Source organism: Cryobacterium roopkundense, from assembly GCF_014200405.1.
GTDB lineage: Bacteria > Actinomycetota > Actinomycetes > Actinomycetales > Microbacteriaceae > Cryobacterium > Cryobacterium roopkundense.
The window spans coordinates 989,839-1,014,536 of the sequence record NZ_JACHBQ010000001.1 but is presented as its reverse complement, the minus strand read 5'-3'; the positions used below and the strand labels follow the sequence as shown (position 1 = coordinate 1,014,536).

The window sequence follows — 24,698 nt, the reverse complement described above, 5'->3', positions numbered from 1 at the left end:
CACGCTGCAAGAGCGCCCCACGAGCTGCCCCGCGACGCGAGTCGGAACGAAACGAAAGAGGATGCCGCTCAGCGCGCGCGGGGATGGGCGGTGGTGTACATGTCCCGGAGAGTGTCAACGGTGACGAGGGTGTAGATCTGCGTGGTGGCGACAGACGAGTGCCCGAGCAGCTCCTGAACCACGCGCACGTCTGCTCCCCCGGCGAGCAGGTGCGTGGCAAAGGAATGCCGCAGAGTGTGCGGCGAGACCGCCACGGAAAGGCCCGCGCGTTCGGCCGCCGCGCGAATGATGAGCCAGGCGTTCTGCCGGCTCACCCGCTGACCGCGCACCCCGAGGAACAGCGCTGGCGTGGCCGCGCCGCGCGCCGAGAGCAGCGGGCGCGCCCGCACGAGGTATGCATTGATCGCGGACCGGGCGTAGCTGCCCACCGGAACGATGCGTTGCTTGTCGCCCTTGCCGGTGAGCCGCACGACCTCCTCGTCGAGCACCTCGGCGAGAACGTCGTCGACGTTGAGACTGACGACCTCCGAGACGCGCGCACCGGTCGCGTAGAGCAGCTCGAGGAGCGCCTTGTCGCGCAGCTGCAGCAGGTCGTCGCCATCCGTTGCCGCCAGCAGCGCCGCGACCTGTTCGATCGAGATTGCCTTGGGCAACCGCATGGCCAACTTGGGGGGCTTAGTCTCGCGGGCAACGTCGACATCGACGAGGGCCTCCTCGAGCAGAAAGCGGTGAAATCCGCGCACGGTCGAGAGCACGCGTGCGATCGAAGCCGCAGTCAGCGGCGACTCCTCCCGGCAAGAGAGGTAGCGCACAAAAGCCGAAATGTGTGCCGCGGTGATCTGACGCAGCCCGGCCACCGGCTCGGCGGGCGGCGGCGCACCCTGCAACCACCCGGCGTAGAGCGTGAGGTCGCGGCGGTACGCGGCCACCGTGTTCGCGGCAAGGCCGCGTTCGATCGAGACATGCCGAAGGTACGAATCCAGGGCAGCCTCGATCGGCGCGCTCATTCGGTGTGAGTCCAGTTAAGCGGATGCCCGGGCCACGGCGAATCAGCGGGCGCCAGTGTGCTCCACCCACGGGAGCGAGACACCTGCGCGGCAAGCACGCCGACGATGAGCGAGGGGTTCTGCACCCGTCGTGCGAGCACGGCGTCGACGATCTCGTCAAGGACAACCCAGCGAATCTCGATGTCGGCTTCCTCCTCCGTTCGCGCGAAGACTTCGGCGCTGGCCGAGATACCGCGGGCGAGGTAGATGCGAATCGCCTCGCTGCTGCCGCCGGGCGACGTGTAGAAGTCGCTGAGTACATTCCACTCGGTGGCCACTACATCGGCCTCTTCGGCGAGCTCGCGCTGGGCCCCCACGAGCGCGTCTTCCCCGCTGATGTCGAGCAGGCCTGCAGGCAGCTCCCACTCGCGCATGCGTACGGGGTGCCGGTACTGCTTGATGAGCAGTACGCGGTCTTGTTCGTCAAGGGCAAGCACCACGACGGCGCCGGTGTGGTCCATCAGCTCACGCGCGATGGTCGAGCCGTTGTACTCGAACTCGTCCCGGCGGATGCTCCACACCGAGCCCGCGAAGACGACCTCGGACCTCGTCACGTTCACGAGAGCGGTGTCGTCCTTCAGCGGCTCGGCACCGGTCACGACTGAGCCCCCCTGGTCGGGTCTGACGCGGGCACGGCCGACAGGGCCGCATTCTGGCGGGCTTCCGCCCGCGCGGCTGCCGCAGCAGCCGCGCCCGCCTGGCGCGCCGTGTCGTGGCGCGAATAGTCCGGCACTGAACTGAAGTGCGGGATGGCGAGGAGGCTGGCCGAGAGGTCAGACATCCGCTGCCTCTTTCACCTCTACCTCGAACAAACGACTGGCCTGCTGGCGGTCGAGGGCGGCGGCGATGAGGCCACGGAACAGCGGATGCGCGTTGTTCGGACGCGAACGCAGCTCGGGGTGTGCTTGGGTGCCCACGTAGAACGGGTGCACCTCGCGTGGAAGTTCAACGTATTCCACGAGCTTGTGGTCGGGCGAGAGGCCGGAGAACGAGAGACCGGCGAGGGCGATCTGGTCGCGGTACACGTTGTTGACCTCGTAGCGGTGACGGTGACGTTCCGACGCCTCGGTCGCTCCATAGAGCTCGGCGACGATCGATCCTGCGGCGAGCACTGCAGGGTACAGGCCGAGGCGCATGGTGCCTCCGAGGTCGCCGCCGGCGATGATCTCAACCTGCTCTTCCATGGTGGCGATCACCGGGAAGGCGGTCTCGGGGTCGAACTCCGACGAGGATGCGTCGGGCAGGTCGGCCTTGTTGCGGGCGTACTCGATCACCATGCACTGCAGGCCGAGGCACAGGCCGAGCACCGGTATGCCATTCTCGCGGGCGAAGCGCAGGGCGCCAAGCTTGCCCTCAATGCCCCGGATGCCGAAGCCGCCGGGCACGCAGATACCGTCGAGTTCGCCGAGCAGCCGAGATGCGCCCTCCTCGGTTTCGCAGTCGTCTGAGCCGATCCAGACGACCTTCACCTTGGCCTGATTCGCGAAACCGCCAGCGCGCAGCGCCTCGGTCACGGACAGGTAGGCGTCGGGCAGGTCGATGTACTTGCCGACCAGGCCGATCGTAACCTCGTGCTTGGGGTGGTGCACGGCCTGCAGCAGGTTCTCCCAGCCGGACCAGTCCACGGTCGAAGCCGTGAGGCCGAGGGCCTTGATGATGTACAGGTCGAGTCCCTGGTCGTGCAGCATGGTGGGGATCTCGTAGATGGACGGCACGTCGATGGCGTTGACGACCGCGGCTTCGTCGACGTCGCACATGAGCGCGATCTTGCGCTTGTTCGACTCGGAGACCGGACGGTCGCTGCGCAGAACGAGGGCGTCGGGCTGGATGCCGATCGACCGGAGGGTGGCGACGGAGTGTTGGGTGGGCTTGGTCTTCTGCTCGCCTGCCGCGCCGAGGAACGGCACCAGGGAGACGTGCACGAAGAACACGTTGTTGCGGCCGAGTTCGTGGCGCACCTGGCGGGCCGCCTCAATGAACGGCTGCGATTCGATGTCGCCGACGGTGCCGCCGATCTCGGTGATGATGACGTCGGGGCGCAGCGCATCGTCGGCCTGCAGGCGCATGCGGCGCTTGATCTCGTCGGTGATGTGCGGGATCACCTGCACGGTGTCACCGAGGTACTCGCCGCGACGCTCCTTGGCGATCACCTGCGAGTAGATCTGGCCGGTGGTGACGTTCGCCGACTGGCCGAGGTTGATGTCGAGGAAGCGTTCGTAGTGCCCGATATCGAGGTCGGTCTCCGCGCCGTCGTCGGTCACGAAGACCTCGCCGTGCTGGAAGGGGTTCATCGTGCCCGGGTCCACATTGAGGTACGGGTCGAGTTTTTGCATGACGACGCGCAGTCCGCGAGCCGTGAGCAGGTTGCCGAGGCTTGCCGCCGTCAGGCCCTTGCCCAATGAAGAAACGACACCACCGGTGACGAAGATCTGCTTCACAGTCTTGTCGGGTTTCGTGTCGTTTGAAATGTCCGCGTTCATATTATCCACCACGGGCTTCAATGCTATCAGCAGATTTCGACGCGCTGCGCGAGGGCCATCAGCTCACGGGCGTGCTCGAGTCCGCTCTTCGAGTCCGGCAAACCGGAGAGCAGCCGAGCCATCTCGGCCGCTCGATCGTCGCCAATCAGTTGTCGCACGCTCGATGCTGTCACCGAGCCGTCGCTGTCTTTCACGACGCTGAGGTGGTTGCCCGCGAACGCTGCCACCTGGGCGAGGTGGGTCACCACGATCACCTGCGCGGTTTCGGCGAGGCGCGCGAGGCGTCGCCCGATCTCGATCGCGGCCGCGCCTCCCACTCCGGCATCCACCTCGTCGAACACGAAGGTGGGAACAGGGTCGGTCGCGTTGATGACGACCTCGATCGCGAGCATCACCCGCGACAGCTCACCGCCCGAGGCACCTCGCCCGAGGGGGCGCGGTTCGGCTCCGGCGTGCGGCTGCAGCAGAATCTTCACGAGGTCGTTCCCGGTAGACGTGACGTCGTCCCTACCTTCGATCTCGACGACGAGCGAGGCATCAGGCATTGCTAGGGCGGCGAGTTCGGCGGTCACGAGAGCGCCCAGGGACGTCGCGGCAGACTCACGCAGCGCGGTGAGCTGCTCGGCGAGCGTCGTGACGAGCACGTAGTCGGCTGCGGCATCCGCTCCAAGCGTGTCAATACGCTCAGAGTCGCCGTCGAGCTCCAGCAAGCGGATGCTGCCGGTGTCGAGAAACTCGATGGCCTCGTCGATGCCGCCCGGGTATTTTCGGGCGAGGGCGGCGAGCTCGGCGCGGCGTTCCTGCACGATCTCGAGTTCTCGGGCACCGTCCACGTCGACGCCGGCCAGGTAGGTGGAGAGTTGTGCCGCGATGTCGGATACGACGAAGCCGGCGTTGGCGATGGCTTCGGTGAGCGGCGGGAGCGCCGGGTCGTGCAGGGCCACGCGGTCGAGGGCACGGCGGGCGCCCTCGAGCAGTGCGATCACGTCGGGCGCATCGTCGGGGTTCTCCTCGGCAGAGAGCAGTTCCCTGGCCTGGGCGGCGCCGAGGCGAAGTTCTTCGAGGTTACCGAGCCGTTCGGCGCGTTCGGTGAGCTCGGTCTCTTCGCCGGGCTGCGGGGCCACGGTTTCGATCAGAGCGAGCGCAACGCGCAGCTCGTCGGCCTCGCGCTCGCGCAGGTCGCGTTCGGCGGCGAGCCGGTCGAGTTCGAGCTGGTTGGCCTGCCAACGATGGAAAGCGTGCTGGTACAGGCCGAGAACCTCCGTGAGCTCTGGGCCGGCGAAACGGTCGAGGGCGTCTCGCTGGGCGACAGCGGATCGCAGCCGAACCTGGTCGGATTGCCCGTGCACGACCACGAGGGCGCTGCGAAGGTCGCTCAGCACCCCAGCGGGGGCGCTGCGCCCTCCTACGACGGCACGGCTCCGGCCCTCCGACGACACGGTTCGGCCGAGGATGAGTTCGGGGCCGTCAAGGTCTCCCCCAGCCTCCCGCACACGCTCGGCTACCAGGCCGTTCGGGTCGATCACCCAGCGGCCCTCCACGGAACTTTGCGGCTGGCCCAGGCGCACAGTGCCGGCATCCGCTCGATCGCCAAGCAGCAGGCCGAGGGCGGTGACGACCATGGTTTTACCCGCGCCGGTTTCGCCGGTGACGGCGGTGAAGCCGGGGCCCAACGGCAGCGTCGCTTCGGCAATAACGCCGAGGTCGCGGATAACAAGTTCTTCAATCATGCGGGGGCCTCACTCACGACCGCCGGGGCCGCGCCACCCCGTCACGGGCAGGTTGAATTTGTTGACCAGACGGTCGGTGAACAAGCCGGTGTGCAAGCGGGCGAGGCGCACGGGCACGTCGGAGCGTCGCACGATAACGCGCGCTCCGGACGGCAGGTTGAAGGTACGTCGTCCGTCGGCGCACAGCACCGCGGAGACTCCGGTGCGGGCCAGCACCTCCACCGCGAGTGAGCTGTCCGGCGCGACGACCAGCGGTCGGGCGAAGAGCGCGTGGGCACTCAACGGCACAAGCATCAGGGCGTCGAGGGTGGGCCACACGATGGGTCCGCCGGCCGAGAAGGCGTAGGCGGTGGATCCCGTGGGGGTCGACATGACCACACCGTCGCAGCCGAAGCTGGAGAGTGGGCGGCCGTCGACCTCGATCACGACCTCGATCATGCGTTCGCGGCTGGCCTTTTCTACCGTGGCTTCGTTGAGCGCCCAGGTTTCATAGACGACCTCGTCGTACACCTTGACCCGCACATTGAGGGTCATGCGCTCTTCCACGACGTAGTCGCGGTGCAGGGCGCGGCGCACGGCCGCTCCCAGGTCGTCGCGTTCACTTTCGGCGAGGAACCCCACGTGGCCGAGATTGATACCGAGAAGGGGGGCGGAGCATCCGCGCACGAGTTCCGCGGCACGCAGGATGGTGCCGTCGCCACCGAGCACGATGACGAGCTCGAGCTCGGCGGGCTGCACGGTGTCGCCGAGTATCTCCAGGTGGCCCGCGAGATCCGGTGACGCGGCGAGCACGTCGTCCCGTTCGGCGGGTGCGAGTACCGGGGCGGCTCCCGCCGCAATGAGCTGCCCGGCCACGGTGACGGCCGCCTCGAGCGAGTCGGCGCGCCCCGTGTGGGCGACGATGAGGATGTGGCGTGGCACCTGGGTCATCAGGCTCCCACGAGTGCTTCGATCCGGTCGCTCCATTCGGTGGGGCTCGAGCCCACTCGAGCGCTCAGCCAGACCAGATACTCATGGTTGCCGGCGGCCCCGGCGATGGGCGAGGCCACGAGGCCGTTCGTGCGCAGCCCGAGGTCCCAACCGGCCCAGAGCACCCCAGAGACGGCGTCGGAGCGCAGTCCGGCGTTGTGCACGATGCCTTCGCGGATTCCGCCGCGACCCACTTCGAATTGGGGTTTGATGAGCAGCACGAAGTCGGCGCCCTCCGCGGCGGTGGCCAGCAGCGCCGGCAGCACGGTGGTGAGCGAGATGAACGAGAGGTCGGCCACCACGAGGTCGGCCCGTGCGCTGATGCCGCTCTCCGCCTCGAGCTTGGCAGCCGTGGAGTAGCGCAGGTTGAAGCCCTCCACAAGCGTGAGGCGCGGCTCCTTCGCGAGCGAGGGGGCGAGCTGGCCGTGGCCTACGTCGACGGCGATCACCTGGGCGGCTCCACGCTCGAGCACGACCTGACTGAATCCGCCGGTGGAGGCGCCGGCGTCGAGCACGGTGCGCCCGTCGACGGGGATCTCAAAGGCGTCCAGAGCGGCGATGAGCTTGTGGGCGCCCCGACTCACGTAGTGGTCGGTCGCGGCCACGGCCAGCACGGCGGCCTCGCTCACCCGATGGGAGGCCTTCACGACGGGCTGCCCGTCGACGGTCACGAGTCCCCCGGCAATGAGCTTGGCCGCGACCGTGCGCGAACGCACGAGGCCGCGCTCGGTGAGGGCGGCGTCGAGACGCAGGAGTTCGGGTGGCGCGAGCGCGTGCTCCGCCGCCTCGGCGAGCTCGTCCTCGGTGAGGGGAGCATCGTCGGCGGCGGACTGGCCCATGTTCACCATCCGCTCTTCGTTGGAGCGATAGCCGCTCACACCGTTGCCGCTCACGCGACGTCTCCGGCAGGCAGGTCGGCGCCCTCAAGGCGGGCCTGCAGCTCGTCGTGCAGTTGCACGAAGGCGGCAGCCCGCTGCTCGAGGGGTTGCTCGTCGATCACGGTCAGTCGAGAACCGAGTACGGCCACGTCGGGATTGTTTTGCTGAGAAGTCACGTATCTAGGCTACTGCGCCACATACAGTCGCTCGGGAACGTTGAGGCCATAAATTGGGCGCCCCGAGTTCCAGATCACGGCACAGGCCGCGCGCAGCAGGTTGATGCCGCCATCGCCGTCTTTCGTGATCTCCACGTTGTTGCCACGGATGCTGACGCTCGCGCCCGCCACGGTCGCCGAGGAGCCGTCTTTCGAGAACACGGTTTCGGGGTACGGCTCGTGCAGTTGCCGCAGGTCAGTGAGCAGGAAGGCGGGGCGGGAGTCGGCGTCGGCCGCGAGAGCCTGCTTGGCTCGGTCGATGCCGGTCAGCACCAAGACGGCCGGAATTCCGGCGCGGTTTGCGCCGAGGATGTCGGTGTCCAGCCGGTCGCCGATGAACAACGCCGTGCTCGCGCCAAAGCGGTTGACGGCCTCCACGAAAATCGCCGCCTCCGGCTTGCCCGCCACGATCGGCAAGCGGCCGACGGCGGTGTGCACGGCCGAGACGAGCGTGCCGTTGCCGGGCGCTATGCCCCGGGCCACCGGAATGGTCCAATCCGTGTTCGTGGCGATCCACGGAATGCCTGCGGTCGGGCCGTCCGGGCTCAGAGCAAAAGAGGCCTCGGCGAGGTGTGCCCAACCCACGTCGGGCGCGAAGCCCTGAATGACGGCTGCCGGGTTGTCATCGGCCGATCGAGTCACCACGAACCCGCCCTTTTCAACCTCAGAGACGAGGCCTTCGCCGCCGACCACGAGAATGCGGGCGCCGGCAGGCACCTCCGCCGCGAGCAACCGCACGGCAGCCTGGGGCGATGTGACGACATCCGTCGCCCCCACCGTGAGGCCGAGGTCCGTGAGGTGGTCCGCCACGGACTGGTCGGTTCGCGAGGCGTTGTTCGTGATGTAGCCCACCCGCACGGTTTCCGCAGCGCGGTTGAGGCTGTCCACCGCGAATGGGATCGCCGCAGGCCCGGCGTACACGACGCCGTCGAGGTCCGCGAGCAGCACGTCGATGCCCGCGAGCGGCGTCGCCTCCGCCCCGGCGCTGGTGGCCTGGGTCGAGGCCCCCGCAGGCTCGACCCGGTGGCTTGTCGAGACCTCTGTCGAGACCCTTCTCTTCCGGAAGATACTCCCCACGGCGTTACTGGTCGCGCTCGTCGTCAGACACGGCGTCGGCGTCGGCGTCGGCGTGCACAGTCTCAGATTCTGCGTCCTCGTCACCCTCGTCGTCGCCGGCGTCGGAGGCGTCTTCTGCGAGTGCGTCGTCGTCGTCTTCTTCGATCTCGAGGATCTCGATGGTCTCGTCCACGTCACCGGTCGACCCGAGGGCGGCGTCCGCGCGCTCGGCGCGTTCGAGCCAGGTCTCGGCTTCCGCTTCGCGCCCGAGCTCGTTCAGCACCTCTGCATAGGCCACGAACAGTTCGGGGCTGTAGGAGAACGCCGTGTTCGGGTCCAGCTGCGGAATCTCAAGCTCGCCGAGCGCGGCATCCGTTTCGCCGAGGTCGAGGCGCGCGCCGGACATTGCGATCGCCAGTGAGACCTGCACGCCGGCTGGCAGCGTGCTGCGGTCGACGGAACGGCCGAGCTCGAGGGCGCGGTCGGGCCGGCCGACGCCACGCTCGCTGTCGACCATGAGGGCCAGCTGGTCGTTGGAGCCTGAGATACGGCGGTAGGTGCGCAGCTCACGCAGCGCGAGGGCAAAATCGCCCGTGGCGTAGGCCGTAATGGCCAGACTCTCGCGAACGACGCCGATGCGGCCGGCGCGGCGAGCCGCGCTCATCACGTGCTGGTGAGCCAGCGCCGGGTTCTCGTCGATGACGCGGGCCGCCATGGCCAGGTGACGCCCGACTGTCTCGGCGTTCTCCTTGGTCAGGGTCTTGAGTTCGTTGCGGGCGATGCGATCGAGATCCTGCGCCGAGATATCGTCGGGCAGTTCCGGGTCATCGTGACGAGGGCGAACGGCACGCAGCTCGCGCTGCATCCGCTGCTCTTCGGTCATTTCCTCTTCAACGACCCGGGCATCGCGGTCGTTGCGGGCGGGAGCGCCGTCTTTGGTCCAGAGCTTCTTGCCGGCATCGCGGGGGGCACCGGCGCGGTTCGGATTTCCGCCGCGCTGGGTGGCCATGCCGCCTGGACGACGGTCGCCATCCTGGCGCGGACGCTCGGAGCGTTCGCCGTCTTTGGCCCAGGGCTTGCGCTCACCGGAACCGGACGGACGATCGGAGTTGCCCTTGTACGCGGGGCGGTGGTCACCGGTCGCCGGTCGATCAAAGTTTCCGCGGTACGCCGGGCGGTCCCCCGTCGAAGGACGGTCGGAATTGCCCTTGTAGGCGGGACGATCGCCGTTGCCACGGTACGGAGGACGCTCGCCACCCTGCTGGGGTCGGTCGGAGTTGCCGCGGTACGCGGGACGGTCGCCGTCGCGCTGGGGACGGTCGCCGTACGACGGACGCTCGTTGTTGCCACGGTAGGGAGCACGGTCGCCGCCCTGCTGCGGGCGATCCGAGTTGCCGCGGTACGGAGCACGGTCGTTTCCACCGGAGGGACGCTCGCTGTTGCCACGGTAGGGAGCACGGTCGCCACCGCTGGACGGACGGTCGTTGTTGCCGCGGTACGACGGACGGTCACCGTCACGCTGGGGACGGTCGCCATACGACGGACGGTCGGAGTTTCCGCGGTACGGAGCGCGGTCGTTGCCGCCGGACGGACGCTCGCTGTTGCCACGGTAGGGAGCACGGTCGCCGCCCTGCTGCGGGCGGTCGTTGTTGCCACGGTACGGGGCGCGGTCGTTGCCGCCGGACGGGCGCTCGCTGTTGCCACGGTAGGGAGCACGGTCGCCACCGCTGGACGGACGGTCGTTGCTGCCGCGGTACGACGGACGGTCACCGTCACGCTGGGGACGGTCGCCATACGACGGACGGTCGGAATTTCCGCGGTACGGAGCGCGGTCGTTGCCGCCGGACGGACGCTCGCTGTTGCCACGGTAAGGAGCACGGTCACCGCCCTGCTGCGGGCGATCCGAGTTTCCGCGGTACGGAGCGCGGTCGTTTCCACCGGACGGGCGCTCGCTGTTGCCACGGTAGGGAGCACGGTCGCCACCCTGCGGCGGGCGCTGCGAACGGCCCTCGTAGCCTCCGGAACGAGGCGCGCCGGTGGCACCGTCGCGGGCCCCCTGGGGGCGTCCGCTCTGGTTTCCGCTTGCGCGGCGGTCGTCCCGGCCGTTGCGTGCGTCGTCGCCGTGCGTTCCTGAAGGGCTCACTGTGTCTCCTGTGTAATTAGTAACGTCTTGTCGACGCCTTCAATAGCCTAAGCCTTAACGCAAAATGGCCACCCATCGGGTGGCCATTTTGCTTGTTTCTAAGTTAAGTCCGGCGGTGTCCTACTCTCCCACAGGGTCCCCCCTGCAGTACCATCGGCGCAAAGAGTCTTAGCTTCCGGGTTCGGAATGTGACCGGGCGTTTCCCTCTTGCTATAGCCGCCGAAACATCTTTCGATGGTTCGAACAAACTCATACAAATAGTATTTAGTTGTTGTTCTCGACCGTACATCGAGAACCACATAGTGGACGCATAGCAGCTTCTTCAAACTGAGTGTTATCAAATTATCGGCTTATTAGTACCGGTCAGCTTCATGGGTCTTTAGTCCCCACTTCCACATCCGGCCTATCAACGCAGTAGTCTAGCTGCGAGCCTCTCCCCCTAAGGGATGGAAATCTCATCTCGAAGCCGGCTTCCCGCTTAGATGCTTTCAGCGGTTATCCGTTCCGAACGTAGCTAATCAGCGGTGCTCCTGGCGGAACAACTGACACACCAGAGGTTCGTCCATCCCGGTCCTCTCGTACTAGGGATAGATCTTCTCAAATTTCCTGCGCGCGCAGCGGATAGGGACCGAACTGTCTCACGACGTTCTAAACCCAGCTCGCGTACCGCTTTAATGGGCGAACAGCCCAACCCTTGGGACCTACTCCAGCCCCAGGATGCGACGAGCCGACATCGAGGTGCCAAACCATGCCGTCGATATGGACTCTTGGGCAAGATCAGCCTGTTATCCCCGAGGTACCTTTTATCCGTTGAGCGACAGCGCTTCCACAAGCCACTGCCGGATCACTAGTCCCGACTTTCGTCCCTGCTCGACTTGTCAGTCTCACAGTCAAGCTCCCTTGTGCACTTACACTCGACACCTGATTACCAACCAGGTTGAGGGAACCTTTGGGCGCCTCCGTTACTTTTTAGGAGGCAACCGCCCCAGTTAAACTACCCACCAGGCACTGTCCCTGAACCGGATCACGGTTCGAAGTTAGGTATCCAATATGACCAGAGTGGTATTTCAACGATGACTCCACCTGAACTAGCGTCCAAGCTTCACAGTCTCCCACCTATCCTACACAAGCCACACCGAACACCAATACCAAGCTGTAGTAAAGGTCACGGGGTCTTTCCGTCCTGCTGCGCGTAACGAGCATCTTTACTCGTAATGCAATTTCGCCGAGTTCGCGGTTGAGACAGCTGGGAAGTCGTTACGCCATTCGTGCAGGTCGGAACTTACCCGACAAGGAATTTCGCTACCTTAGGATGGTTATAGTTACCACCGCCGTTTACTGGGGCTTAAATTCTCAGCTTCGCCTTGCGGCTAACCGTTCCTCTTAACCTTCCAGCACCGGGCAGGCGTCAGTCCGTATACATCGTCTTGCGACTTAGCACGGACCTGTGTTTTTAGTAAACAGTCGCTTCCCACTGGTCTCTGCGGCCTTCGAACGCTCCCGGAGCTAGTCCGTTCACGCCTCAGGCCCCCCTTCTCCCGAAGTTACGGGGGCATTTTGCCGAGTTCCTTAACCACGATTCTCTCGATCTCCTTAGTATTCTCTACCTGATCACCTGAGTCGGTTTGGGGTACGGGTGACTAAAACCTCGCGTCGATGCTTTTCTTGGCAGCATAGGATCACTGATTTCACCCTTACGGGCTACCCATCGGGTCTCAGGCATCATGAACGACGGATTTGCCTATCGTTCGCCCTACATCCTTAGACCGGGTCAACCATCGCCCGGCTCAGCTACCTTCCTGCGTCACACCTGTTAATACGCTAACCGCACCAGCATAGGGTCGCACGCTAGGCCCCACGCTTCACCCCGAAGGGATCCATCTAGGGGATTCAGATGCTTAGCATTACTGGATTAGCTTGGGCGGTTTTTCGTCAGTACGGGAATATCAACCCGTTGTCCATCGACTACGCCTGTCGGCCTCGCCTTAGGTCCCGACTTACCCAGGGCGGATTAGCCTGGCCCTGGAACCCTTGATCTTTCGGAGGACGGGTTTCTCACCCGTCTTTCGCTACTCATGCCTGCATTCTCACTCGTGTAGCCTCCACGGCTGGTTTACACCGCCGCTTCGCTGGCCACACGACGCTCTCCTACCCATCAACACGGCTGAACCAACCACACAAGGTGGCGGCTTACCAAAAATATCAATGCCACAACTTCGGTGGCGTGCTTGAGCCCCGTTACATTGTCGGCGCGGAATCACTTGACCAGTGAGCTATTACGCACTCTTTCAAGGGTGGCTGCTTCTAAGCCAACCTCCTGGTTGTCTGTGCAACTCCACATCCTTTCCCACTTAGCACGCGCTTTGGGACCTTAGTTGGTGGTCTGGGTTGTTTCCCTCTCGACGATGAAGCTTATCCCCCACCGTCTCACTGCTGCGCTCTCACTTACCGGCATTCGGAGTTTGGCTGACGTCAGTAAGCTTTTGGGCCCCATCGGCCATCCAGTAGCTCTACCTCCGGCAAGAAACACGCAACGCTGCACCTAAATGCATTTCGGAGAGAACCAGCTATCACGAAGTTTGATTGGCCTTTCACCCCTATCCACAGCTCATCCCCTCCATTTTCAACTGAAGTGGGTTCGGTCCTCCACGACGTCTTACCGTCGCTTCAACCTGGCCATGGATAGATCACTTCGCTTCGGGTCTAGGACATGCGACTGAATCGCCCTATTCAGACTCGCTTTCGCTACGCATTCCCCTCTCGGGTTAAGCTCGCCACATATCACTAACTCGCAGGCTCATTCTTCAAAAGGCACGCTGTCACAGCAACAAGGCTGCTCCAACGGTTTGTAAGCAAACGGTTTCAGGTACTATTTCACTCCCCTCCCGGGGTACTTTTCACCTTTCCCTCACGGTACTTGTTCACTATCGGTCATGTAGGAGTATTTAGGCTTATCAGGTGGTCCTGACAGATTCACACGGGATTTCTCGGGCCCCGTGCTACTTGGGATACTTCTCGAGTGATTGCTGCATTTCGACTACGGGGTTCGCACCCTCTATGACCAGGCTTTCAATCCTGTTCGTCTATACAACGTTCTAACCCTCACCGCCTCGGTAGAGACAGCAGAAAAGTCCCGCAACCCCGACCATGCAACGCCTACCGGCTATCACACATGATCGGTTTAGCCTCATCCGGGTTCGCTCGCCACTACTAACGGAATCACTATTGTTTTCTCTTCCTGTGGGTACTGAGATGTTTCACTTCCCCACGTTCCCTCTACCCGCCCTATATATTCAGGCGGGAGTCACCAGGTCACCTCACGGGCCTGGCGGGGTTTCCCCATTCGGACATCCTCGGATCACAGTTCGTTTATCAACTCCCCGAGGCTTATCGCAGATTACTACGTCCTTCTTCGGCTCTACATGCCAAGGCATTCACCGTTTGCTCTTAAAAATTTGAAATCACATGAGTTTGAATCGATTAAGTACCCTGAATAAATTCAGAGTCGAAATTGACCAATGATCACGCACTCAATAAAGAGTGCTTAGATCTTTGTAATTTGTCGTATAAATACGATCAAATTTAAGATGCTCGCGTCCACTGTGTAGTTCTCAAAGTACGGGCGGTACCCCTTCACGCCGGCGGCTGTATTTCTACAGCACGACTGCCAACGAAAAAAGGTCCAGAGGAAAAGTCCAACACACACCAAAGTGCGTGATGTTCCGGTCCCTCAGGACCCAACAGCGTGCATATGCGATTCTCCCTGACCCCCACTTTTCCAACCCCCGAAGGAGCGTACCGAGTGAAGACCAGTCGTCTTCGCATCAATGTCAATGTTCCACCCATGAGCGCCATCCAAACCGTTCGGCCTGGTATGACTGGCAATCGTATTCCGCTGTATACAGACGGGACTGCACGTGCTCCTTAGAAAGGAGGTGATCCAGCCGCACCTTCCGGTACGGCTACCTTGTTACGACTTAGTCCTAATCACCGATCCCACCTTCGACAGCTCCTTCCCCAAGGGGTTAGGCCACCGGCTTCGGGTGTTACCGACTTTCATGACTTGACGGGCGGTGTGTACAAGGCCCGGGAACGTATTCACCGCAGCGTTGCTGATCTGCGATTACTAGCGACTCCGACTTCATGAGGTCGAGTTGCAGACCTCAATCCGAACTGAGACCGGCTTTTTGGGATTCGCTCCACCTTGCGGTATCGCAGCCCTTTGTACCGGCCATTGTAGCATGCGTGAAGCCCAAGACATAAGGGGCATGATGATTTGACGTCATCCCCACCTTCCTCCGAGTTGACCCCGGCAGTATCCCATGAGTTCCCACCATTACGTGCTGGCAACATAGGACGAGGGTTGCGCTCGTTGCGGGACTTAACCCAACATCTCACGACACGAGCTGACGACAACCATGCACCACCTGTATACCGACCTTGCGGGGCGACTGTTTCCAGCCGTTTCCGGTATATGTCAAGCCTTGGTAAGGTTCTTCGCGTTGCATCGAATTAATCCGCATGCTCCGCCGCTTGTGCGGGCCCCCGTCAATTCCTTTGAGTTTTAGCCTTGCGGCCGTACTCCCCAGGCGGGGAACTTAATGCGTTAGCTGCGACACGGAGACCGTGGAATGGTCCCCACATCTAGTTCCCAACGTTTACGGCATGGACTACCAGGGTATCTAATCCTGTTCGCTCCCCATGCTTTCGCTCCTCAGCGTCAGTTACGGCCCAGAGATCTGCCTTCGCCATTGGTGTTCCTCCTGATATCTGCGCATTCCACCGCTACACCAGGAATTCCAATCTCCCCTACCGCACTCTAGTCTGCCCGTACCCACTGCAGGCCCGAGGTTGAGCCTCGGGTTTTCACAGCAGACGCGACAAACCGCCTACGAGCTCTTTACGCCCAATAATTCCGGACAACGCTTGCACCCTACGTATTACCGCGGCTGCTGGCACGTAGTTAGCCGGTGCTTTTTCTGCAGGTACCGTCACTCCCAGGAAAACCCAGTCGCTTCTTCCCTACTAAAAGAGGTTTACAACCCGAAGGCCTTCGTCCCTCACGCGGCGTTGCTGCATCAGGCTTGCGCCCATTGTGCAATATTCCCCACTGCTGCCTCCCGTAGGAGTCTGGGCCGTGTCTCAGTCCCAGTGTGGCCGGTCACCCTCTCAGGCCGGCTACCCGTCGTCGCCTTGGTGAGCCATTACCTCACCAACTAGCTGATAGGCCGCGAGCTCATCCTTGACCAAAATTCTTTCCACCCCCAGAGATGCCTCCAAAGGTCGTATCCGGTATTAGCTACAGTTTCCCGCAGTTATCCCAGAGTCAAGGGCAGATTGCTCACGTGTTACTCACCCGTTCGCCACTGATCAAAGAAGCAAGCTCCTCATCACCGTTCGACTTGCATGTGTTAAGCACGCCGCCAGCGTTCGTCCTGAGCCAGGATCAAACTCTCCGTAAATGTTTGAATAGCTCCCGAATCCATATAAATACAAACACGGTGCCCATCTAGTGCAATAACCAGCCGGAATAGGCCAAGAAACTGCAAGTTTGAAACTGACAGAACAAATCATTACTGACTTGCTTTGTTTGTTTGCGTGATCGAAACCACGACTTTCAATTGTTATTCCAAAGGAATCTCATTGGCTGCTACCCGCTAGAAACGGGACCACAACCACGAGGTTTTTGGCATTTGACATTGTGCACGCTGTTGAGTTCTCAAGGATCGGACGCACCCAGCCGCCGGCCACACAGACCATTGCACTGAAGCACTTCACTAACCAGGCCAGAAACGCGAGAAACTCGCTTTATCTTGACTTGGGATTTGTCCCGCATGAGGCCGGTAAGCACTTCCGCTTTCCGAACCTGTGGGGTGACTTAGATGACATTACGGTGAATCCCCGGGGGCCGCAACTCGCGATCTCATCCCGGGCGTGTCGCGTTCGCAACTCGCCGAAAACAAGCCGGAAACACCCTCTTGCCCTACTGAACGAAGACGCCGGCGAGGGTCTTCTTGCCGCGGCGGAGTACCGCCACTCCCCCGGGGAGTACGTTACCTTCGATGGTTTCCTCGTCGCTGGCAACCTTGACGTTGTTCAGGTACACGCCGCCCTGGGCCACTGCGCGACGGGCCTCACCGAGGCTCTTCGTAAGACCGGTGTCGAGGAGTAGCTGCACAACGGATGCGTGTGGCGCTGTGGTCGTATTCGGCAGTTCGCGCAGTGCGGCTTCAAGGGTGTCCGGGTCCAGATCGCTCAGGTCTCCCTGACCGAAGAGGGCCTGCGCGGCATTGATCGCGGCATCCGTCGCGGCCACGCCGTGTACGAGGCTCGTCACCTCGAAGGCGAGCGTGCGCTGGGCCTCCCGCTTGAAGGGTTCAGTGTCGACGGCCAGCGCGAGCCGCTCGATCTCGATCTTGCTCAGGAACGTGAAAATCTTGAGGCGAAAAACCACGTCGGCGTCGTCGGTGTTCAGCCAGAATTGGTAGAAGGCGTACGGGCTCGTGAGCTTGGGGTCGAGCCAGATGGCGTTGCCCTCGCTCTTGCCGAACTTCGTACCGTCGCTGTTGGTAATCAGCGGAGTGCCGATCGCGTGCACGCTGGTGCCTTCTGCCCGGCGAATCAGGTCGGTGCCGCTTGTGAGGTTGCCCCACTGGTCACTTCCCCCGGTCTGCAAGACGCACCCGTAACTCCGGAAAAGCTCGAGAAAGTCGAGGCCCTGCAGAATTTGGTAGCTGAACTCCGTGTAGCTGATCCCGGCATCCGAGTTGAGGCGCGCGCTGACGGCGTCCTTCTTGAGCATGGTGCCCACACGGAAGTACTTGCCGATTTCACGCAGGAAATCGATGGCGGACAACGGGGCGGTCCAATCGAGGTTGTTCACCAGGGTGACTGCGTTCTCACCCTCGGAGCTGAGGAATCGCGACACCTGGGCCTGAAGGTAGCCGACCCATTCGGTGACAGTTTCTACCGGGGTGAGCGTGCGTTCGGCGGTCGGCCGCGGGTCGCCGATCAGGCCGGTCGACCCTCCCACGAGACCGAGCGGGCGGTGGCCGGCGAGCTGCAGCCGGCGCATGAGCAGCAGCTGCACGAGGTTGCCGAGGTGCAGGCTTGCCGCGGTGGGGTCGAACCCGCAGTAATAGGTGATGGGTTCCCCGGCGAGCAGTGTGCGCAACTCCGCCTCGTCGGTGGAGACATGCACGAGGCCGCGCCACGTGATCTCCTCCCAGACGTTATCGAAGGAGGAATCATTGGTCTGCTTGCTGAGGATGGTTGGGTCTGACACAGGCCCAGATTACCAGCGCCGCGAGCTCTGGCTGAATTAAGTACCATGACCTATATTGTATATATTCAGTGTTGAGACTTGATTTTTATGAATCAATGCTAGAAACTTACATCCATGTTCGTCATCACCGCAGACCAGATCGACAGTCGACACGATCGCGACCGCGCCGGCGATATGATGGCCGCACTCGGAGCCCGCTACGGCGACGAATTTGCCCTGCCGCCCGACCAGACGTCCGGTGATGAGATCCAGATGTTGATCACGGACCCTGAGATCGCCCTCAACGTCATCCTGATTCTGCATCGGTCCGGGTACTGGAGCGTTGGGCTCGGTATCGGCCAGGTGCGAATGCCCCTGCCAGCGTCCACCCGCCAGGCCTCCGGCGAGGCCTTCATCGCCGCCCGAAACGCAGTGACCCGTGCCAAGAAGGCGGATGCTCATGTGGCCATCGAAATGCCGACCGCCCCGCAGCCTGTATTGACCGCCAACCAGGTGGAAGCCCTCCTCGCTATGCTGCTCTTGCTGCGCCAACGCCGGTCCGAGGAAGGGTGGGAGGCTGTGGACTTGTTGGAGAAGGGCCTGAGCCAGGTGGACATCGCAGCAATGCTGGGCATCTCCACCGCAGCGGTCAGCCAGCGCGTGAAAGCCACCCAGTTTCGTGTCGAGCAAACGGCACGCCCCGCGATCGTTAGGCTGCTAGAGAATCTCGACCGCTCATCCAGTGACAAGGACACCCGCGCATGAATATCGAAGAGTCCTTCACCGTACTCACGTTCCTCTACTGGGTCGTGGTGCTCCTGCTCATCACCCTGGGATCGCTCGTCTGCGCGGCACTCGCTTTCAAGCTGCACCGGCAGGCATTCGCGATCGCGTCGGGCGCCGCCCTTGCGGGCGCGCTTGTATTGGCAGCCGTGCCCACGCCCGAAGGCCCGTCATCGTTCGGGATCGTTCTGGGTATGCTCGCCCTCGCGCTGGCCGTGATCGGCGGCGCTCCCATGGCCGTGCTCGCCCTGAACCTCGCCACCCGAGGCACCGTCGCCTCCGGCGAGCACGGAGGCATCCTGGTCGACACCGCCGGCGCCGTGGACAACGCGGTGCACGAGGTGCTTCGCGGCGGCCTGGCCATTGGCATGCTCGAGCGCTTCGCCGTGACCGGGGCCATCCTGGCCGGATTCCCCGAGGCAATCGCCGTCGTCGTGGCCATCAAGGGCGTCGGGCGTTTCACCGAGCTGTCCTCCCCCGAATCCCGCGAGCGATTCATCATCGGCACCTTCGCGAGCCTCATCTGGGCCTGCGCCTGCGCCGCCCTCGTACACTTCGCTATCCGTTAGGCCCGAGCGGCGCTGTCGACGCCGCGAGGAGCCCGCGCCGGTTCCCGCCCCTGCAACGCCTGCGCCGCGGCATCCGCTCTCAGCTAGGCGGATGGCGACGGTAGGGCGACACGGATGCCTCCCCGGGCATCCAGAACCGCCACGGGAAGGCCACTCCCCCGCCGTCACCACCCACGCCCGTGCGTGGTCCGGCGAGAAACGATGCCGGTCGTTCGGGTAACTCGAGATCGAACGGGGCCGTATTCAGGTCCGCCCCATCGTCGGACAGGGCGATGCCCAGCGCCTTCGTGAGTCGGGCCGGTCCCCGCGCGAGGTCACGGTCGTTCTCCGCGGTCGGCCGACGCAGCCGCGCCTCCATGAGCCCGGCAACGATCTCTCCGCCGCGCACAAGCACGGCGGATGCCTCGCCTTCGGGCGAGCAGACCACGTTGGCGCACACGTGCATACCGTAACTGAAATATGCGTAGACGTGACCGGGCGGGCCGTACATCGTTGCAGTGCGCTTGGTTATGCCGCGAAAGGCATGCGACCCGGGGTCGCTTTCGCCGAGATAGGCCTCAACCTCCGTGATGCGCACCGAGACACCATCGCGGGAGAGGACCGCGCCCAAGAGAAGCGGGGCCACCTCGACGGACGGCCGAGTCAATACGCTGCGGTCGAAGCTCATCGCGGTTTCACTGCTCTCCTTGCGCCGGCGGTCGTCGCTTTCTGTCTCATTGTCTCGCTTCGCGCTCGCATGGCGATAGGTCGGCAAGGAAGGACGCCGCACCATGTATGACTTTCGGCACTACCCGCTCACTTACGCCGAGAGTTGCATGAGGGTGCGAGTAAATGCCCGGCGCGAGTGCGGCCGGCCGGAGGCAAGCCCAGATTGAAAGAAAGCACCATGAGGCGACTGCAAGAGACCAAACCCATCCGGCATGCACTGCTCTGGATAGCGGGCTACATCCCGATGGTGAACCTTGGCGACGCTGTCTCGGAAGCGATTGGCATCACCAATGTGGGCACCGCGCTGCTGCTCATCGCGTGTTCTCTCGTCTTGCTCGGCTACCTGCGGGTCGGCCATCGAACGCGCTCCTAAGGGCTGCGTCGCCCCCAACTTGGAATGCTCCGCCTCGCCGCGTATTACTTACCGCTCGTGGCGCTGTCGTTCCTGCAATACAGCAAGGGCATCAACCCCGAGCTGACGTCACAGGCCGTGATACTCGTGTGCACCGTGATGATCTGTGTCGGGCTGCTGGAGGAGCTCATTTTTCGGGGCATCCTGTTTCAAGCCATCATCAGCAGAGGGACCGTCATCCGGGCCATCTACCTATGCGGCTTCACTTTCCGTTTCGGTCATGTCGTCAACCTCTTGCGCGGGTATTCCCCGGTCGACCAGCTCATCCAACTCGTCGCAGCGATCGCGATAGGCGTCACGCTGGGCTACTGCGTCGCCATCACCCGCAGCATCCTGCCCGGTGTTCTCTTTCACATTCTCTTCAACGTCAGCGGAAGCCTCACTAACCACGATCCGCTGTGGGACACCGTCCTCGTGGCCCTGATGGTCGTCGTACTCGTGCCGTACATTGCGTATCTGCACCGCGTGCTCAGTCGCCTTCCGCACCTTGACGACGAAAAACGCGCAGTCCTGGCCACCGCAGCGCCGACGACCTGACCGCGGCGCCCCTCCCAACCCGACGGAAGCGCGCCACGTGAGCGCGCCACGTGAGCATAACTCCTGCAAATTCTCCCGCGCCCGATCCGGACCCCCGGAATCACGGGTGCACCTCGCTCGGGCGCCGAGAATTTTCCGGAGTTATGCATCCGGACAGGGTTACTCGGTGAGAGCGACTGCCAGCTTACGAACGCGCTCCACGAGTGCGGCGCGTTGCTCGGCGACCCGCACGGGAGCGGTGCCCCCGACGCCGTCGCGGCTCTCCACCGACCCGCGGATGGTGAGCACCTCGCGCACCGCGGGTACGAGGTGCGGTGAGATCGCGAGCAACGCCTCGTCGTCCACCTCGTGCAGGTCGAGCGCGTTCGTCTCGGCGAACTTGACGAGCGAACCCGTGATCTCGTGGGCGTCGCGGAACGAGACGTGTCGCTTCACGAGCCACTCCGCGACATCCGTTGCCAGGGAGAAGCCCTGCGGCGCGAGTTCGGCCATGCGCTCGGTGTGGAACGTGAGGGTCGCGATCATGCCGGCAAATGCCGGGAGCAGCACCTCGAGGGTTTCGATCGAATCGAAGACCGGCTCTTTGTCTTCCTGCAGGTCGCGGTTGTACGCGAGTGGCAGGCCCTTGAGGGTGGTGAGCAGCCCGGTGAGGTTGCCGATCATGCGCCCGGACTTGCCGCGCGCGAGTTCGGCGATATCGGGGTTCTTCTTCTGCGGCATGATTGACGAGCCCGTGGAGTAGGCGTCGTCGAGGGTGACGAAACCGAACTCCTTGGTGTTCCAGAGAATGATTTCCTCGGCCAAACGCGACATGTCGATGCCGATCTGGGCCGTGATGTATGCAAACTCCGCCACGAGGTCACGACTGGCGGTGCCGTCGATGGAGTTCTCCACCACGGCGCCGAAGCCGAGGTCGGCCGCCACGAGATTCGCGTCAAGGCCGAGTGTGTTGCCGGCAAGCGCCCCGGCGCCATACGGCGAGTAATCCGCGCGCTTACCCCAGTCGACGAAGCGTTCGAGGTCGCGCACGAGCGGCCAGCAGTGCGCGAGCAGGTGGTGCGCGAGCAGCACCGGCTGGGCGTGCTGCAGGTGCGTGCGGCCGGGCATGATGGCATCGAAGTTGGTCTCGGCCTGCTCGGCGAGGGCGTCGATGAGCTCGATCACGTAACCGGAGATGGATGCAGCGTGGTCGCGCAGCATCAGGCGCACGAGGGTGGCCACCTGGTCGTTCCGGCTGCGTCCGGCGCGGAGCTTGCCGCCCACCTCGACGCCAACCCGGTCGATGAGGCCGCGTTCAAGAGCGGAGTGTACGTCTTCGTCGCTCTCGGCCGGCGTGAACCGGCCTTCTGCCACATCGAAGGCGAGAAGATCGATGGCCGCGATCATGGTGACAAGCTCGTCAGCGCTCAGGTAGCCGGCGGCCGCGAGGGCCCGGGCATGTGCCCGGGATCCTCTCAGGTCGTATTCGGCCAGCTGCCAGTCGAAGTGCGTCGACTTGCTCAGTCTCGCCAACTCCGGCGACGGTCCCCCGGCAAAACGGCCACCCCACAGGGCACCCGCCTTGCCGGCGCGGTTCGTGTTCTTGTCACCCGACACGCGGGCCCTACTTCCCGGCGGCGGCGTCGCGTCGTGCGGCCACCTTGCTCGGCAGCGACCACAGTTCGATGAAGCCCTTCGCCATGGACTGGTCGAAGGAGTCACCGGTATCGTAGGTGGCGAGGTTGAAGTCGTAGAGGCTCGTCGTGCTGGAGCGCCCGGTGACAACAGCGCTTCCTGCGTGCAGCTTCAAACGGATGTCGCCGGTGACGTACTTCTGTGTGTCCTCGATAAACACATCCAGGCTCTTCTTGAGTCCGGAGAACCAGAGGCCGTCGTAAACGAGCTCTGCCCACTTGCTCTCGACACCGCGCTTGTAGCGGGCAACGTCGCGCTCGAGGGTCATGTTCTCGAGCTCTTCGTGGGCTGCGATGAGTGCCATGCCTGCGGGGGCTTCGTAGATCTCGCGGCTCTTGATACCCACGAGGCGGTCTTCGACGATGTCAATGCGGCCGACACCCTGGTCGCCGGCGAGGCGGTTCATCAGCTGAACGACCTGAAGCGGGGTGACCTTCTTGCCGTCGATGGCGACCGGCACGCCCTGATCGAAGGAGATGACGACCTCGGTGGGCGCGCGGGTAATGGCAGGATCCTGCGAGTAGGTGTAGAGGTCTTCGATCGGTGCGTTCCACGGGTCCTCGAGGAAGCCCGTCTCGACGGCGCGGCCCCACACGTTCTGGTCAATGGAGTACGGGCTCTTCTTCGACTGCGCGATCGGCAGGTTGTGCGTGGCGGCGTATTCGATGGCCTTGTCGCGGGTGAGCGCGAAATCGCGAACGGGAGCCAAGGAGGTGAGCTCTGGAGCGAGGGCGGCGACGGCCGCCTCGAAGCGGACCTGGTCATTGCCCTTACCTGTGCAACCGTGGGCGACGCTGTCGGCACCCAGCTCGATGGCGGTGGAGGCGAGGTACTTGGCAATCAATGGACGACTGATGGCCGAGACAAGCGGATAGCGCTTCTGGTAGAGCGCATTGGCCTTGAGCGTAGGAACGATGTAGTCGTTCGCGAACTCGTCCTTGGCATCAATGACGATGGACTCCACGGCACCGCAATCGAGGGCTCGCTGGCGGATGACGTCCATGTCTTCGCCCTCTTGTCCAACGTCGACGGCGAGGGCCACAACCTCTTTGCCTGTGGCGTCTTTCAGCCAGCCGATACCCACAGAGGTATCCAATCCACCGGAATATGCGAGCACAACACGTTCAGCCATGGTTCTCCCTAAATCGTTGATCATTTGCAAGTTTACGTGCCCCCCACGTGCGCTCCGGGCCCGGGCCCGGAACGCGGGCCCAGTCTATAAACTGGGCCCCGGTTCCGGGCCCGGGCCCCGTACAAGAAGGGGGCGAGCGGGGGCGGTCAGGCGTTGTGGGCGAGGAGCCAGACCAGCAGGGCCTTCTGGGCGTGCAGGCGGTTCTCCGCCTCGTCCCAGATGATGCTCTGCGGGCCGTCGATCACGTCGGCGGTCACCTCGTAGCCGCGATCGGCCGGCAGGCAGTGCATGAAGTGTGCTCCGGGTTTTGCGAGGGCCATCATGTCGGCATCCACGCGGTAGCGGCCGAGGTCGCCGAGGCGCGTCGCCTTCTCCTCTTCCTTGCCCATCGACACCCAGGTGTCGGTGATGACCACGTCGACACCGGCGACCGCTTCGAGAGGGTCGGTGAAGAGCGCGACCGAGCCGCCGGTGCGCAGGGCGATAGCCGTGGCATCCGCTACAACGGCGTCCGTGGGCGTGTACCCGGCTGGCGAGGCGATGCGCACGTGCATGCCCGCCGTCGCTCCGGCGAGCAGGTAGGACTGGCCCATGTTGCAGGCGCCGTCGCCGAGAAACGCGAGGGTTTGGCCAGCGAGGTCGCCGCGGTGCTCACGGATGGTGAGCAGGTCGGCGAGCAGCTGGCACGGGTGGAAATCGTCGCTGAGCGCGTTGATCACGGGCACTGTCGTGCCGTGCGCCATTTCTTCGAGCCCGGCCTGGCCATAGGTGCGCCACACGATGGCCGCCACCTGGCGTTCGAGCACGCGGGCCGTGTCGGAGGCAGTTTCCTTGCCGCCGAGCTGGCTGTTCGCGGTGCTGATGATGAGCGGGCTGCCGCCGAGGTCGGCGATTCCCACCGCGAAGGACACCCGGGTGCGGGTTGACGACTTGTCGAAGATCACGGCGACGGTCTGCGGTCCGGCGAGCGGTCGCACCGCAAATCGGTCTCGCTTCAGTTCCAGGGCCAGATCGAGGATTTCGGCCTGTTCGGCCGGGGAGAGGTCGTCGTCGCGCAGGAAATGGCGGGTCACGGTGTCACTTTCGATCGGGTACGGAATCT

Annotated in this window: 19 protein-coding genes and 3 rRNA genes; 4 read left to right on the top strand and 18 right to left on the bottom strand. The window is 63.5% G+C overall.

Annotated features, from left to right (window positions below):
• Positions 1–68 precede the first annotated feature (68 nt).
• The 14 genes from xerD to tyrS form a co-directional block, all read right to left on the bottom strand.
• Positions 69–1,007: a site-specific tyrosine recombinase XerD gene (xerD, locus tag BJ997_RS04765; RefSeq protein ID WP_035838144.1), complete on the bottom strand. Its 939-nt coding sequence runs from the start codon at positions 1,005–1,007 to the stop codon at positions 69–71.
• Positions 1,004–1,645: an NUDIX domain-containing protein gene (locus BJ997_RS04760; protein ID WP_035838146.1), complete on the bottom strand. Its 642-nt coding sequence runs from the start codon at positions 1,643–1,645 to the stop codon at positions 1,004–1,006. Before BJ997_RS04760 ends, xerD begins: the two co-directional genes overlap by 4 nt.
• Positions 1,642–1,827, bottom strand: coding sequence for a hypothetical protein (locus tag BJ997_RS04755; RefSeq protein ID WP_035838148.1), 186 nt, complete (start codon positions 1,825–1,827; stop codon positions 1,642–1,644). The genes BJ997_RS04760 and BJ997_RS04755 overlap by 4 nt, the downstream gene beginning before the upstream one ends.
• Positions 1,820–3,526, bottom strand: a complete 1,707-nt coding sequence (locus BJ997_RS04750) for a CTP synthase (RefSeq protein ID WP_084141458.1) — start codon at positions 3,524–3,526, stop codon at positions 1,820–1,822. The genes BJ997_RS04755 and BJ997_RS04750 overlap by 8 nt, the downstream gene beginning before the upstream one ends.
• Before the next feature lie 26 nt (positions 3,527–3,552).
• The gene (gene recN, locus BJ997_RS04745) at positions 3,553–5,256 is read right to left on the bottom strand and encodes a DNA repair protein RecN (RefSeq protein WP_183323267.1); all 1,704 of its coding nucleotides are present in this window, start codon (positions 5,254–5,256) and stop codon (positions 3,553–3,555) included.
• Positions 5,257–5,265: 9 nt separating this feature from the next.
• Positions 5,266–6,186, bottom strand: coding sequence for an NAD kinase (locus BJ997_RS04740; RefSeq protein WP_035840562.1), 921 nt, complete (start codon positions 6,184–6,186; stop codon positions 5,266–5,268).
• Positions 6,186–7,118: a TlyA family RNA methyltransferase gene (locus tag BJ997_RS04735; protein ID WP_236629172.1), complete on the bottom strand. Its 933-nt coding sequence runs from the start codon at positions 7,116–7,118 to the stop codon at positions 6,186–6,188. Before BJ997_RS04735 ends, BJ997_RS04740 begins: the two co-directional genes overlap by 1 nt.
• Positions 7,115–7,279: a hypothetical protein gene (locus BJ997_RS04730; RefSeq protein ID WP_169743185.1), complete on the bottom strand. Its 165-nt coding sequence runs from the start codon at positions 7,277–7,279 to the stop codon at positions 7,115–7,117. Before BJ997_RS04730 ends, BJ997_RS04735 begins: the two co-directional genes overlap by 4 nt.
• Positions 7,280–7,288: 9 nt before the next feature.
• On the bottom strand, positions 7,289–8,272 hold the full coding sequence (locus BJ997_RS04725; RefSeq protein ID WP_035840568.1) for an HAD-IIA family hydrolase: 984 nt from the start codon (positions 8,270–8,272) through the stop codon (positions 7,289–7,291).
• Positions 8,273–8,399: 127 nt separating this feature from the next.
• Positions 8,400–10,517 carry a primosomal protein gene (locus BJ997_RS04720; RefSeq protein ID WP_183323265.1) on the bottom strand — a complete coding sequence of 706 codons (2,118 nt, stop codon included), beginning with the start codon at positions 10,515–10,517 and terminating at the stop codon, positions 8,400–8,402.
• A gap of 107 nt (positions 10,518–10,624) precedes the next feature.
• Positions 10,625–10,741, bottom strand: a 5S ribosomal RNA gene (rrf, locus tag BJ997_RS04715).
• 109 nt (positions 10,742–10,850) lie between these two features.
• A 23S ribosomal RNA gene (locus tag BJ997_RS04710) occupies positions 10,851–13,978 on the bottom strand.
• Positions 13,979–14,445: 467 nt separating this feature from the next.
• Positions 14,446–15,979: ribosomal RNA gene (locus BJ997_RS04705) — 16S ribosomal RNA — on the bottom strand.
• Together the 16S, 23S and 5S rRNA genes form the textbook arrangement of a ribosomal RNA operon.
• A gap of 521 nt (positions 15,980–16,500) precedes the next feature.
• Complete coding sequence (gene tyrS, locus BJ997_RS04700; RefSeq protein ID WP_035835868.1) at positions 16,501–17,802, bottom strand: tyrosine--tRNA ligase; 1,302 nt, start codon at positions 17,800–17,802, stop codon at positions 16,501–16,503.
• 114 nt (positions 17,803–17,916) lie between these two features.
• Between tyrS and BJ997_RS04695 the strand changes: the two genes are divergently transcribed.
• Both BJ997_RS04695 and BJ997_RS04690 read left to right on the top strand, forming a co-directional pair.
• Positions 17,917–18,546, top strand: a complete 630-nt coding sequence (locus BJ997_RS04695; protein ID WP_035835869.1) for a hypothetical protein — start codon at positions 17,917–17,919, stop codon at positions 18,544–18,546.
• The gene (locus BJ997_RS04690) at positions 18,543–19,133 is read left to right on the top strand and encodes a hypothetical protein (protein WP_052542068.1); all 591 of its coding nucleotides are present in this window, start codon (positions 18,543–18,545) and stop codon (positions 19,131–19,133) included. Before BJ997_RS04695 ends, BJ997_RS04690 begins: the two co-directional genes overlap by 4 nt.
• A 79-nt stretch (positions 19,134–19,212) precedes the next feature.
• On the opposite strand, the gene BJ997_RS04685 is transcribed toward BJ997_RS04690, so the two are convergent.
• Entirely contained in the window at positions 19,213–19,800 is a 588-nt protein-coding gene (locus BJ997_RS04685; RefSeq protein WP_035835906.1) for a DNA-3-methyladenine glycosylase, read from the bottom strand.
• A gap of 219 nt (positions 19,801–20,019) precedes the next feature.
• On the opposite strand from BJ997_RS04685, the gene BJ997_RS04680 reads away from it, so the two are divergent.
• Positions 20,020–20,214: a hypothetical protein gene (locus BJ997_RS04680; RefSeq protein WP_035835870.1), complete on the top strand. Its 195-nt coding sequence runs from the start codon at positions 20,020–20,022 to the stop codon at positions 20,212–20,214.
• 24 nt (positions 20,215–20,238) lie between these two features.
• Positions 20,239–20,790: a CPBP family intramembrane glutamic endopeptidase gene (locus tag BJ997_RS04675; RefSeq protein ID WP_084141111.1), complete on the top strand. Its 552-nt coding sequence runs from the start codon at positions 20,239–20,241 to the stop codon at positions 20,788–20,790.
• 159 nt (positions 20,791–20,949) lie between these two features.
• On the opposite strand, the gene argH is transcribed toward BJ997_RS04675, so the two are convergent.
• The 3 genes from argH to argF form a co-directional block, all read right to left on the bottom strand.
• Positions 20,950–22,386, bottom strand: a complete 1,437-nt coding sequence (argH, locus tag BJ997_RS04670; RefSeq protein WP_035835872.1) for an argininosuccinate lyase — start codon at positions 22,384–22,386, stop codon at positions 20,950–20,952.
• Between the two features lie 7 nt (positions 22,387–22,393).
• Positions 22,394–23,596, bottom strand: coding sequence for an argininosuccinate synthase (locus tag BJ997_RS04665; RefSeq protein ID WP_035835873.1), 1,203 nt, complete (start codon positions 23,594–23,596; stop codon positions 22,394–22,396).
• A 146-nt stretch (positions 23,597–23,742) separates the two neighbouring features.
• Positions 23,743–24,669, bottom strand: coding sequence for an ornithine carbamoyltransferase (gene argF, locus BJ997_RS04660; protein WP_035835874.1), 927 nt, complete (start codon positions 24,667–24,669; stop codon positions 23,743–23,745).
• Positions 24,670–24,698 lie beyond the last annotated feature (29 nt).

Coding starts and splice junctions, on each gene's coding strand:
- xerD (WP_035838144.1), bottom strand. CDS start 1,007: ATGAGCGCGCCGATCGAGGCTGCCCTGGATTCGTACCTTCGGCATGTC.
- BJ997_RS04755 (WP_035838148.1), bottom strand. CDS start 1,827: ATGTCTGACCTCTCGGCCAGCCTCCTCGCCATCCCGCACTTCAGTTCA.
- BJ997_RS04750 (WP_084141458.1), bottom strand. CDS start 3,526: ATGAACGCGGACATTTCAAACGACACGAAACCCGACAAGACTGTGAAG.
- recN (WP_183323267.1), bottom strand. CDS start 5,256: ATGATTGAAGAACTTGTTATCCGCGACCTCGGCGTTATTGCCGAAGCG.
- BJ997_RS04740 (WP_035840562.1), bottom strand. CDS start 6,186: ATGACCCAGGTGCCACGCCACATCCTCATCGTCGCCCACACGGGGCGC.
- BJ997_RS04695 (WP_035835869.1), top strand. CDS start 17,917: ATGTTCGTCATCACCGCAGACCAGATCGACAGTCGACACGATCGCGAC.
- BJ997_RS04690 (WP_052542068.1), top strand. CDS start 18,543: ATGAATATCGAAGAGTCCTTCACCGTACTCACGTTCCTCTACTGGGTC.
- BJ997_RS04685 (WP_035835906.1), bottom strand. CDS start 19,800: ATGAGCTTCGACCGCAGCGTATTGACTCGGCCGTCCGTCGAGGTGGCC.
- BJ997_RS04680 (WP_035835870.1), top strand. CDS start 20,020: ATGAGGCGACTGCAAGAGACCAAACCCATCCGGCATGCACTGCTCTGG.
- BJ997_RS04675 (WP_084141111.1), top strand. CDS start 20,239: ATGCTCCGCCTCGCCGCGTATTACTTACCGCTCGTGGCGCTGTCGTTC.
- BJ997_RS04665 (WP_035835873.1), bottom strand. CDS start 23,596: ATGGCTGAACGTGTTGTGCTCGCATATTCCGGTGGATTGGATACCTCT.